The sequence below is a fragment of the Paenibacillus allorhizoplanae genome (assembly GCF_927798215.1).
Classification (GTDB): Bacteria; Bacillota; Bacilli; order Paenibacillales; family NBRC-103111; genus Paenibacillus_E; species Paenibacillus_E allorhizoplanae.
In genome coordinates, this window is record NZ_CAKMMW010000016.1 from 143,211 (window position 1) to 155,810 (window position 12,600).

The window sequence follows — 12,600 nt, forward strand, 5'->3', positions numbered from 1 at the left end:
ATCAGCCTCCGTTTATTTATATTTGATTATTCCGATGCACTTAATGGTATTTATCATAAAACAGGATCTTTCTCTTGTACAATTCAAAAAGATGAACGCTTGATTCAGTTTTTATGAATATACGAGTAAACCACTTGGATTAATTAGATTTCATGTTATGATAGATGTAATACTTTGTAAAATTGGAAATTCCGATCGTATACTTCACAAATCATGAACTAAATCTTAGGAGAGGACGAGGGTTCCTATGGATATTCGAAATATCAAAACCTTTCAAACCATCATCAGGCTCGGTAGCTTTCAGCGTGCAGCTGAGGAACTGCAATACGGTCAATCGACCGTAACGATGCATATACAAAAGCTCGAGAGCGATCTAGGGGTTAAACTATTGGAACGTGGGAAAAAGCTGACTCTTACGGAGGCTGGCAGACTATTTCATCAGAATGCCGATCTGTTGCTGAAGGATTATGATTATCTACAAGCTTCGATGGATGAACTCGTCAAAGGGGATGCCGGCATCATTCGTCTCGGCGTCATGGAACCCACAGCCAGCTATCGACTGCCACAGTTGCTTGGCCCCTTCCTGCGTCAGCATCCCAAAGTGAAGATCAGCATTCACATTGGCAACACGACGGTACTAGGCCAGATGCTCCATGAGGGGAGCATTGATATGGCTATTTGCTCGACGCCCAATACGGGATTGGACCATTCTTTTGAGCCTTTTTTCATGGAAAGACTCGCACTGCTCGTTCCGGAAACCCATTGGTTAGCATCGAAACCTTCTATTCGCCTACGAGATTTACAGCATGAGCACTTACTTATCACAAACTCGCAATGCCCTTATCGTCAAAAGCTAGAGAATGCCTTGCTCGAAAATGGCGGCAGTCCCTACTCCGGCATGGAGATCGGCAATATGGCAGCACTTAAATACTACGTCCAAGCGGATTTCGGTATCGCGGTGGTTCCAGTCATATCTGCAACGCCTACTCCGCAGGGCACTGTACTTAAAGCAATTGATGATCTGGATTCAGGTTTAGTCACAGGATTGCTGCGCAAAATGAATGCCAGCACCTTCAGCTTAGCGACCGAGAGCCTTGTCGAGATTTTCCGTAAGGAGCTGAAAAGCGCCGTATCCTCGGCCTCTTGAGGTTGAGAAAAGATAGAAAAAGCAGTATTCCTGAGTTAGGAATACTGCTTTTTCATACATCGTCTTGTTTGATAGAAGCCTGATCTGGCTTGACTGGCACGTTCTTCCGTTTCCAGTTTTTCGGATTGAGGTAGCTCCTGTATTTCTTGGCAACCTCTTTGCCTAATAAAATGCCGCCCGTCCAGAAGGTAACCTCACTGAAAATAAGCAGCCCCGCAATCCACTTGGCCATGCCGCCTCCCGTATGTACGAAAAATGGAATGGTAAAAGCACTTATAAAAGCGAGTGTCGATAAAATTAACAAGGTGATGCCTAGTTTTTTGGCCACATCATGTCCCCCTTATGTTTCAAATGAAACCTGACCCTACAGATCGATGCCTCCTCCTATCATAAGCGCAAGACCTACGTAATTCAAACCCTTACCCGCCGCCCGTTTGCATTCACCTAACTCCTACTTTATCCATCTCAATCAATCTTCAATTGATTTCCCAGGAAATTAGATGTCCTTTTTACAGTTCATCTCGCCACCACACACGGCAAAAACCACCTCGTCCTCAATGGGATAGGTGGCCTATCATTTCAACTACTTGACATCCGCCGCGCATCGAAACCCGATGTTTCCGGTTGAACTGTCTGGCGTATTTTTGCTGCGTGCCGCAACACGATAGCGATTGCAGTATGAACGGTGGCACAAGTATGAGCCGCCTCGAAGTACTCGCGTGTCTCCGGATGGAGGGCCGACAGGGTTGTCCCTTTTGCCCTTCACATGATAATTCGGGCTGAACCAATCGGAGCACCACTCCCATACGTTGCCGGCCACGTTGTACAAACCGTAAGCATTCGGCTCGAATGCTTTGACGGGTGCGGTGCCTGCGTAGCCGTCACTTTGATTGTTTTTGTCCGGAAACTTCCCCTGCCAAATGTTACACATATGTTTTCCGCCTGGCTTAAGCTCGTCTCCCCACGGATACCGCTTCTGGGCTAGTCCACCGCGAGCGGCATATTCCCATTCGGCTTCTGTAGGTAGACGTTTGCCTGCCCATTTGCAATAGGCCATCGCATCGCTCCATGAAACATGGATAACTGGGTGATCACAACGATCTTCGATATGGGAATCGGGTCCCTCAGGATGCAACCAATCTGCTCCCTCGACCACCCACCACCATGGGGTTTGTTGTACTTTATTCTGCACTTGTGCTGCCGTCGCTTCCGATACAAACAAATGAAAAACAAATGACCAGCCAAAGGATTCCGCCTCTGTTTGGTAATTCGTCGCATCAACAAATTGCTTGAAATCAGCATTCGTTACAGCACAAGTGTCTATGTAGAAGGGCTTAACGTTAATCTCACGTACCGGCCCTTCGCCATCCGCAGGGAAACCTTCACGATCATCTGTTCCCATCAAAAATTTCCCGCCTGGAATAAGTACCATGCCTTCTTTACCAATTGGAGCAGCTGCCTCTGGTATTTCAACTGAAATTAACGCTTCCGGATGTGCCGCTGGTTGATTGGATGACGCACGGCTGGCTGAACAGCAAGTTGGTTTATTCGGTTCCATAACGGTCGTCCTCTCACTTTCGTTCTATCAATTGCATGCTATTAACTAAATATAGCAATTCCGACGAGTGCCGACAATATAATGGTTGCAAGTGGATGCCATTTGTACTTATGTACAACGATAAACACGCCCGCCGCGATTAAAAGAGTGAATAATACCTGCCACGAAAATAGTTGTTGCGTACGCTCTGAGAAGCCAAAATGGATAGCCGCATAGACGATTAATCCGGTTACAATCGGTCTTAACCCATAAAAAGTGGTGTGGACCGCTTTACTTTGAACGATTTTATAAAAGAAAGATGAAATAATAAGGACAATAATTAGCGACGGCAATACGATGCCAATCGTTGAAATCACAGCACCAAGAATGCCATTTGCTTGATAGCCAATTATTGTTGCTGTGTTCGTTGCAATCGGCCCAGGCGCCATCCCTGCTGTAGCCACACTCTGAGCAAAATGCTCTGTTGTCATCCATTCATGCTGCTCGACCTCATGTTGAATGATCGGGATCATCGCGTAACCGCCACCGAATGACATGAATCCTATTTTCAAAAATGTAATAAACAGCTCCCACAACACCATCTACCTCACCGCCTTTCTCATATCCCATCCGCGATATAATAGTCGTAGTAGGCGTACCCATTATAGGAAGTGTGTACAGGTTCTTTGCCTTTTTCCAAGCTAATTGTGAAGCCAAACGTTTCTTTCACTTTGACAAAAACAAATCCAATAAACAAACCAATGAGAATCATGAAGAGCGGATTAATGGGAAGCAGCAACAGAATCGCTACAGTGCCAATTGCCGTAATTAATGTAGTTTTATCAAAAATAGCCGAACGTGCCATATTGTATGCTGCCAACACAATGAGTCCAATGATTGCTCCATGAATGCCTTTGAATGCGGCCACGACTTTCGGATCTGCCTGCATGAATAGTAAGAAAAAGCTAAGTACTAATGCGATTAAAAAGGTTGGCAATGCAATGCCGATGACGGCTGCTGCAGCACCAGGTATTCGCGCTAAGCGGTAGCCAATAAATGCCGATGCATTTACACCGATCCCGCCGGGCGCTGAGCCTGCAATCGCAAAAATATTGGATATTTCGTCTTCTGCGATCCAAGCTTTTTTTTCAACAACTTCCCTCTCAATAACGGGAATCATGGCATATCCCCCGCCAAACGTGGAAGGTCCGATCTTGAGAAATGTCCAGAATATATCCAAACAAAGATGTAATTGATGTTTCTGCATATGGATTCCCCCTCTAGCCCATTTGTATGGTAACTCAATTATACTCCACTTTAGTCCAAAATGGAATAAACAATTAAAGATAGTGGGGATATCCGAAATTAACCAGTGGTATTAACGTGAAATCAATTCCTTTAATCCGATCGAATCACTTAGTTTAAATCAATGTGATTTTAAGTATATGGCTAGACGAGGATCGCGTAAGTCGATTATTTCGACTTACAGCCGCTAGGCGGCGCTTTCGGGTTCGCGCAAGTCGATTATTTCGACTTACAGCCGCAAGGCGGCGCTTTCGGACTCGTGTACGTCTCAAACAACTTTCACGCGAAGAAAATGGCTAATTAGTCTGGCAGAATCGAACTATTGACACTTTTTTACTCGTAATCATCGTTTTAGTTCGGTAATATCGGACTAATTTAGTTTCAGGTGAAGAGCTACTGTGATTAGCGACGCTAGAGTGAAGATAAGCAGTTTGCGTTGCTATACATCTACCCTGTGAAAGCATAAATAGCCAAGAGATGGATATCCATCTCTCGGCCTCATCAGTTACTTGTCACCAATCACTCATCACTTTTTCTTATGACCTGTGAGTTAGCACCTGTCACATACCTCTCACGCACGCAATCATTCACTTCCCTACGCCACTTGTTTATGAAAGACGAAGTTGGAGGCTTCCATGCTGACAACGATATCCAGTGCACATATTTGCTCATATGCGGCAATCAGCTTCTCATGCTTTGGACATCTCAAGCTAAAAACCAAGTGCATAACGGGGAGCTCCCCCACTTTCCCTACAAAAGGAGAAGAAGCACTCTCAGGCATCATTTTGAGATGAATCACCTGTATGCCCTGTTCCCCGAAACGAGCGCTTAACGAGCTGAGGAAGCCTGGATGCTCATTAATCGTAATTTCGACTTCATGCGTACGTCGGTGCCTGATGATATGCTTTTCGAACTTATTTAAGACATACAGACTGATGAGTACTAGAAAGGTACAAACCAGCGCTCCGGTAATAAAGCCGGCCCCGACGCTTAAACCAATGGCCGCAACCAGCCATACGGAAGCAGCGGTCGTCAATCCTTTAATAACATTGCCGTTTCGCAAAATTGCGCCAGCACCTAGAAATCCAATGCCGCTGACAACCTGTGCAGCTAACCGTGAAGGATCAATGCGGACATTGGCTTCATTGACAAAATCAGAGAAGCCATACTCCGACAACAGCATAATAGTGGCCGATCCCAAGCAAACTAGAATATGGGTTCGGAAGCCTGCCGCATGATTGTTCCATTCCCTTTCAAGACCGATCAAACCGCCTAGAATGACTGCTAACACCATGCGAATAATTAAGTCCAAATGACTAATTTGCCACACACTATTAGCGGCGTCTATCATTGCGTGACCTCAAGCGGTTCTGCCAGCCATTGGTTCAACTTCACAACTTCCGAACCAGCAAGCATCATAATGCCAACGCCATGATTGTCATTTTTAACGGTAAGCAGATCTTTTTTATAATAGTCAGCCGTAAACGCATACCTCGAGCCACTGCATACACCATGCACATTCCCTTGCGCATCGATCGCGATGCGAGTCAGACCATCCCACGCCTTCAATGCCGCTTCAATGAACTGCTGCGGCTCCTTGAGCCAACCAAAGCGAACACCTCGTGCAAATGAATAAGCGAACATCGCTGTACACGAAGCTTCCTCATACGCATCTGTATCGTTTAACACCTGATGCCATAAACCGCTATCCGCTTGAAGATCAGCATATCCCCCGCACAGGTCATTGAAGAAATCCACAAGCGCCGGTCGTGCTTCATGTGAAGCTGGCAATGCTTCCAACACCTCTGTTAACGAAAAGAGTGTCCAACCATTGCCACGGCCCCATGGGATGCCCGTCGGCATGCCATATTTAAAATCAAACACGTGCGACATAATACGTTCTTCCGGCATATATAAGTACTTGCGGAACAGCAAGAATTGCTTTGCTGCTTCATCAAGCGCTTCAGATACGCCAGTAATCCGAGCATAACGGCACAGAAACGGTGTGCTCATGTAGAGATCATCTGCCCACATCGTATTTTCAGAGTATTCATCCTGACATATCCGATAAAATGCGCCATCTTCCTTGCGTTCCAACCCGTGTAAGATGAAATTTGCGATGCGATTCGCAATGGCCATGAAGCCCTGATCCTCATCTTCCTGATACGCCTCCAACATCGCGGAGCCAAAGGAACCGCAGTTGTCCAGCATTTTCATCATAACCAATTGTTGATTAATCGCTGGAAACCCATATTGCTCACGATCCCATAGGGAATACGCGAACATATCTGTACAGCTTTGTACATGATCCAGTGCATACTTAGTAATGTCAGAACGCTCCAATAATCGGCCTGTTTGCAACAGCCCATAAATCGTAACACCAAGCGGGTAATCCCACCGTGCATAATTCGTCACATTGCCAACTGTCCATTTATTGCTCAACATCGCATTCTCATAGTAAGGGCGAATCCATGTGTTAGGACGATCCAAGCGCCAATAGGTTTTCTCTTCAGCATTCACATCGATTGTGTACACGCGATCTGTCTGTACCAAATCCTCGTAAGCTAAGGAAATGTTGGCAGACAGAGGGCCAAGATGCAACCAAGGGTCTGCAGCACCATGAACTTGCTTCGGTAAACTGAACGGGACAACCTCATCATCGATATATGCCTCAAGCGTGAACCCCCAAGTGTTATTACCACAAATATTCCGAATGAGTAGATGATGCTGACCATAAGCAAGCGGAACCTCGACATGAAAGTTGCCTGCTTCCGTAAGCTCCAGCACTAGCTTGCCTTCCAGCCAAACCGTTAGCGCTCCTGATGCATGCCCCTTGATTACGCAGGTTTCTCTACCTGGTCTTACATTGTTCAGCTGCGTCCAAGCAAATGCCTGTTTACCTGGCTGTCTCCCAAACAATCGCTCGAAGACGGGCAGTGAGAGCTCATTCTCATCCCATTCACGGTTTGGCAGCCAACGTAAGCCATTATTCTTCTCTGAAGACATGGCATCAGGTAAGGAACGCCCCTCGAAAACATCGTTGTCAATTGGCGAGGAAAACACCCAACCCGCTTGTCCTTTACGTTCTGTGAACGGAGCTAGCACATTCAGAATGCGCACCTTCGCCTCATCGGAACCGAATAAGCAGCCAAAACCAGCAGCCGTATGCTTCGCTTTGATAAAGAGACGATTCCAGCCTTTGACGAAGTCCAGATTTAACTTCACAGTGGCATCTGGCTTAATCTCATCAATGACCGTTGAACGATACGTCAGCTCATCATTGAAATAAAACTGAATCGGACCCAAACAATTGAACAAGACATCCAGGTTACGTTCACCATCACTCCAAACTAAGGCATAGGCATAGGAGAATTGACCTGGTTTTGCGTCAGGAAATCTGCTGCCCAAATCGAGATCAAACATCCCTTTTTCATTTTGCAAAACGCCTGCTCGGCTGAATACTCGAAATGCGAAGGGTACAGGTGGGTTCGCACCAATGTAGCGATCAGCAAGCACTTTCAATGTTTGTTTATTATCATTCCCTAAACGGGTTTGTATACTTTCTTGTTCATTGAAATAGATCGTCATAACGTACTTCCTTTCTACAGTAGACGGATCTTGAATGTCCGATCATAAGGTGTAACCAAGTTGACATGGACATATTGGCATCCAGATGGATGGTGATCTTCACGAACGATAGGCAGGATATGTTCATAGCTACCTGAAGATATTTCAATAACATCTCCCTCTGCTTCGTACTTCATAGAACCGCTTCGCAGGAAGTACTTGCCTTCTTCCCCAGCTAGCAAATCATCGCCACTCACCGAACCTTCATTTCCAAAAATGAAAGTTACTTGCGTGAAGACATCCTCACGCTCATCAGACGATACGTGGATTGTCCATTCCGAATCTCCAGAAGTAATCTCTGCTTGCAGCTCAAGCTTCTGCAAATGGGTCATCGGCCGATGCTGATGCGGCAGCAAATACCACGGACTGAGTGTTGAACCCTCCGTCCCTGAAGGCAGCAAATGACGCGGGATCGGACCGTTGTAGCCTTTTTCCAATACCGTATCCAGTTTATACCCGCCTTCGCTCGCTATCAGATTCGTGAACTTCACAATGCCTGGGGAGAACGAAGTGGAAAGTTTAACACCGAGTAACCTTGCTTTCCCATGGCGTAACGAGAAGAAGGAAGGTGTCTGCGACATGATCGTTACACTTTGATCCAGCTCACGGATCCGAACCAACGGAGCACCGAAAGAGAGATGCATGCTGCTATGCTGAATGTGCATATGATGGCCAACCTCATCAATACGCTGCAAATGTTCCTTCATCGGATGCTCTGCATTTAAGACTTTCACATATCGATCAAGCAGTGGTGCTCGTTCAATATGTGAGATATTTGCTTCGGGATGAACGAGAATGCTCATCAATGGATGGTTGTTCACACCTTCATGAAAACCTGTGATGTAGGATCCCGCATAATCGGCCATTGCAGCAAAGATCGGATCCTGATCATGCGCCGCCATTAAGCGGTAAATCGGGAAGTAGTTCGCCATCGTAGCCGTCTGACCGAAATCCTGACGTCCAGAGTAATCCGTTACCACTTCGCCAGACGGGTGAATTAAGTACATCATCATACGTAGATTACTCCGCACACATTCGATCAGTTCAGGACGGTTCATCAAACGACCCGTATGATAAAGAGCAATATTGCTAACTGCGTTATAAATTCCGTTGCTGCGTTCTGTCCATTCCCCATCTTCGGTTATATCTAATCCTTCAGCTAACCAGTCTTCCGCTCGTGCAAGCAACTCGGGCTGTGGGAAAATTTCATATAGTAAACATAGTGCAGCGGTAAGCACCCAACGATGATTCGGCGTGTGACAACCACCTGTCAACATCGCTGGTATTGTGCGTTCCAAGAAGAGCTTCAGCTTGGCTGTCACAGGCTCAAGTTGGGCCCATTCGTGCTTGTTAAGCAATTGGTATATTTGTGTTACCCCACCGACTACGAACGCCGTATCTGGGGGAGAATTATAATTTGTAGAGCCCAATGAAACGGTACCATCCGCATGCTGTCTGTTCAGCATGAACGCGACAGCTTTATCCAATGCGTTCAATAGAGAGCTATCCTGATAATACCGAGAATCCGGATTCACCAGGGCAGATGCCCAGCCAGCTATCATACGAGGTGTACTCATGTGATTAGCTCGGGCAATGCCCGTTTCATCTACAATACCACCGTAATATTTGGATTGCGGATCAAGAATCTGCCCCAGAAGCGTAGCTTCTGTTAATTGATCATTTAAGTTAACTAAGCGATTATAAATAGCATCCACGTTAGTCACCTTACCCTTTCCTAGCTGCAATTTTACTGGTGATGAGGTTGTGACTCTCATGAATTTCATTCGGCTCGCATAGCGCTTTTAATTCATATACTTTTACTTTGGCATAATCGATGGCTTCAAGGAAATGGTCGAAATAGTGCAGGTCCTTGCTGTGAACATAGGGACACCAGTGATCGGCAAGTTCTAGCGTTTCATGGATGTGAACACCATAAATATATTTCTTCACTTCTTGCAACTCTTTGAGATTATCATATAAGCCCATTCGGTCCATCATCATCGCATGGCCGATATCGTACCATAAGTACACAGGGCTGCCCGCCAGGTTTTCGCAAATTGTCTTCGCTTCCATCAAAGAAGGCATCTGATACGATCTGGAGCGAGTTTCAATACCAATCGCGATATCCCAGCCTTTTCGAGCAGCATGCTCGCTTACAATCTCCAAACTTTCTTGAATTCTTTGCGTATACAGAGGACTCAACCGATCCCGTCTTTCAATCATGATGCTCCACAATTTCTGATACTCCGGTGAATCCTTACCGTGATCTCGATAAAGCTTTTTCAAATCCACATCAATGTTATAGTCAAAAGGCACTTCACCTGGATGCACGACCACAGCTTTGGCCCCATATCGGTTGGCATATTCCATAGAACGGATTAGTAACTCTACGGAACGCTTACGCTTCGCTTCATCATCAAACCCCAGCATGACGGAATCCGTATCATAATCCTTGTCATTGATGAATGGGAATACATTATGCACACTGGATACACCAATCTCACCTTTTTCAATCATCGGTTCAATCGTTGTCATCATGTCTTCCGTAACGTTATAGTTAAGCTCGACATTGCGAAAGCCCAGCTCTTTAATTTCCTCAATCATGCCACGTCCTACCGTGTGCTTCTTAATGTTCCAACAGGTTGAAAAGGAATATTCGCCTTTATCGATCATGTCTATCTTCCTCCTATATCTATTATGAAAGAAAGGTCAGAATTCCCTCACTGCTCTGAAGGGGATGCTCTGGCCTTTCCTTGGGGGTACGGTTTTATAGGTCACTCAGCTTTATCACAGCACCATAACGGGCAGATAAAGTCGATGCTTCCATTAAACGGGTCAAATCAAAGGCAAGCTCAATATTCTCTGTCGCCGTCGTTCCCTGCTGAATATGGGATACCCATTGCTCGAAAGCGGAAGGCAGCTTGGGTAAATCGGTCACTTCTTGCCACCCTGTAGCTGCTTCACCTGACATTTTGGAGCTGCGGATGCGTAATTTATCATCCGTTCGGGCATACATAAGGTTACCTTCCGTTCCTTGAATCTCCATATCAAATTGCGAGTAGCTGTTAACAAATCCAGCTTCCACAATGCCCAGTGCACCGCTTGGATAACGTAAGGTGACTACGGCACTATCTTCGACCTCGCGATCGGTGATGAAGCCGAAGCTTGCACTAACGCTTTCTGGTAATCCCAGAAACAAACGAGTTAAGTACATCGGATGACAACCCAGATCCATCAGCGCTCCACCACCGCATTGCTCTAAGTTGAAGAAGTGGGCTGGAAGTGCTCCGTCTGGATGTTTCTCTGTTCGCAGCGCACCATTATGTGCAAGTCGAATCCGTACAGTAGTAATCGTGCCTAGAAGATCTTCGCGGATACACGTTAACGCCGCTTGTACAAAGCCCATGTAGAGACGCGGTAAGGACACAGTTAGCTTGACCCCGGTTTCCTCTACTACGGCAAGTATTTCTTTGCATTCTTTAGTAGTCGTAGCTACAACTTTTTCCGTGAATATGTGTTTACCTGCTCTGGCCGCTGCAATAATAACCTCATGATGTCGATTCGTTGGAGTACCCACAATGACAGCGTCAATCTCAGGATTTCTCAACAGCTCATCCAAGTTTCCGTAAAAAGGAACACCGAGTTCTTCGGCCTTTTCCCGGCCTCTATCCTGGATTTCATCCCAAACAGCAACAATTTCGGTATCCGTATGTTCGGCAGCTAGACGTGCATAATCTTTGGCATGGACATGCCAGAAGCTCAACATCGCTACTTTCAGCATAGTTCGACTGCCTCTTTTCTAATTGGTTTAGTCAAAATAGACAGCTTTACCCGTTCGATTCGATTCATAGATCGCTTCAAGAATCTCAGAAACGACACAGGATTGTTCTGGTGTTACGACTGGCTCTGTATCGTTGATAATGGCATTAATCCATAACCGAATTTCTTTATCCTGCATCGTTTCTTTCTTACCTTCATAGAAATCTGCGCCTTTCGCTTCGAACTGCATTTGGTTCACATAGAGGCGGCTATGCTTTTCGCCATTAATACGTAAGCCATCCTGCATATCAGCACCGCCTTCTGTACCGCAAAGCGTACATTTGGCTTCCTTCGTATCCAGTGTATTAAGCGCCCAGCTTGCTTCCACCATAATCGTGGCACCATTTTTCATAACGATCATAGCAAAAGCTGAATCCTCAACCTTAAACTTCTCTGGATCCCAAGGCCCCCAAGAATTTGCTGCGTTTTCCTTACGTGAAAGTTTATGATAAGCGGTGCCCAGCACCACCTTAGGTTCATAGTTATTCATTAACCAAAGCGTTAAATCGAGAGCATGCGTTCCAATATCAATCAGCGGCCCGCCGCCTTGTTTCTCTTCATCCAAGAAAACACCCCAAGTGGGAACACCACGTCTGCGAACAGCATGTGCTTTTGCAAAATAAATGTCACCTAAATCGCCATCTTCAATAACTCGTTTCAAATGTTGACTGTCTGCACGGAACCGATTGTTATACCCAATTGTTAATTTTTTACCCGTACGTTTCGCAGCTTCCACCATGCGGCGACCATCTGCGGCTGTTTTGGCCATCGGTTTCTCACACATCACATGCTTGCCTGCTTCCAATGCAGCAATGGAGATTTCCGCATGTGTATCATTCGGTGTACAGATGTGAACCACATCAATCGTTGGGTCTGCGAGTAATTCGCGGTAATCATCATAAACTCTGGCTCCAGGTGCGCCAAATTTCTCAGCTGCCTTCTGTGCACTTGCCGGAAAAATATCAAAAAATCCGATAATTTCGACTTGCTCAATTTTGCTCAAGCTGGGTAAGTGCTTCCCCGTTGCAATGCCGCCACAACCGATGATGGCTACGTTCACCTTGTTCACTGTTAGTTCCTCCCATGATGTAAAGCTGATATCTTCCTATTTAAAGAAGATGCTGGACATCGAGAAGCTCCCTGACATGCAGGCAGTCCTACTCGA

11 protein-coding genes are annotated in these 12,600 nt (G+C 45.9%); 1 reads left to right on the top strand and 10 read right to left on the bottom strand.

The window, feature by feature from the left end:
• Nucleotides 1–247: 247 nt before the first annotated feature.
• Nucleotides 248–1,147 (top strand): LysR family transcriptional regulator, encoded by a 900-nt coding sequence (locus L6I86_RS23380; RefSeq protein WP_173116676.1) that lies wholly within the window; start codon nt 248–250, stop codon nt 1,145–1,147.
• Between the two features lie 52 nt (nt 1,148–1,199).
• Here the strand turns inward: L6I86_RS23380 and L6I86_RS23385 are convergent, their stop codons facing one another.
• The 10 genes from L6I86_RS23385 to L6I86_RS23430 all read right to left on the bottom strand — a co-directional run bounded on the left by L6I86_RS23385 (nt 1,200) and on the right by L6I86_RS23430 (nt 12,504).
• Complete coding sequence (locus tag L6I86_RS23385; RefSeq protein ID WP_236290836.1) at nt 1,200–1,475, bottom strand: transporter suffix domain-containing protein; 276 nt, start codon at nt 1,473–1,475, stop codon at nt 1,200–1,202.
• 255 nt (nt 1,476–1,730) lie between these two features.
• Nucleotides 1,731–2,705: a formylglycine-generating enzyme family protein gene (locus tag L6I86_RS23390; protein WP_236290837.1), complete on the bottom strand. Its 975-nt coding sequence runs from the start codon at nt 2,703–2,705 to the stop codon at nt 1,731–1,733.
• 41 nt (nt 2,706–2,746) lie between these two features.
• Entirely contained in the window at nt 2,747–3,286 is a 540-nt protein-coding gene (locus L6I86_RS23395) for a chromate transporter (RefSeq protein ID WP_236290838.1), read from the bottom strand.
• Between the two features lie 17 nt (nt 3,287–3,303).
• A complete protein-coding gene (locus L6I86_RS23400; protein WP_236290839.1) occupies nt 3,304–3,951 on the bottom strand; it encodes a chromate transporter in 648 nt (215 codons plus the stop codon).
• A 633-nt stretch (nt 3,952–4,584) separates the two neighbouring features.
• Nucleotides 4,585–5,340, bottom strand: coding sequence for an MgtC/SapB family protein (locus L6I86_RS23405; RefSeq protein WP_236290840.1), 756 nt, complete (start codon nt 5,338–5,340; stop codon nt 4,585–4,587).
• A complete protein-coding gene (locus L6I86_RS23410; RefSeq protein WP_236290841.1) occupies nt 5,337–7,577 on the bottom strand; it encodes a glycoside hydrolase family 88/105 protein in 2,241 nt (746 codons plus the stop codon). The genes L6I86_RS23405 and L6I86_RS23410 overlap by 4 nt, the downstream gene beginning before the upstream one ends.
• A 14-nt stretch (nt 7,578–7,591) precedes the next feature.
• The gene (locus tag L6I86_RS23415; RefSeq protein ID WP_236290842.1) at nt 7,592–9,340 is read right to left on the bottom strand and encodes a hypothetical protein; all 1,749 of its coding nucleotides are present in this window, start codon (nt 9,338–9,340) and stop codon (nt 7,592–7,594) included.
• A gap of 1 nt (nt 9,341) precedes the next feature.
• Nucleotides 9,342–10,289, bottom strand: coding sequence for a sugar phosphate isomerase/epimerase family protein (locus L6I86_RS23420; protein ID WP_236290843.1), 948 nt, complete (start codon nt 10,287–10,289; stop codon nt 9,342–9,344).
• Nucleotides 10,290–10,383: 94 nt separating this feature from the next.
• Nucleotides 10,384–11,397 carry a Gfo/Idh/MocA family protein gene (locus L6I86_RS23425; RefSeq protein ID WP_236290844.1) on the bottom strand — a complete coding sequence of 338 codons (1,014 nt, stop codon included), beginning with the start codon at nt 11,395–11,397 and terminating at the stop codon, nt 10,384–10,386.
• Nucleotides 11,398–11,424: 27 nt separating this feature from the next.
• Nucleotides 11,425–12,504, bottom strand: a complete 1,080-nt coding sequence (locus L6I86_RS23430) for a Gfo/Idh/MocA family protein (protein ID WP_236290845.1) — start codon at nt 12,502–12,504, stop codon at nt 11,425–11,427.
• Between the last annotated feature and the right edge of the window lie 96 nt (nt 12,505–12,600).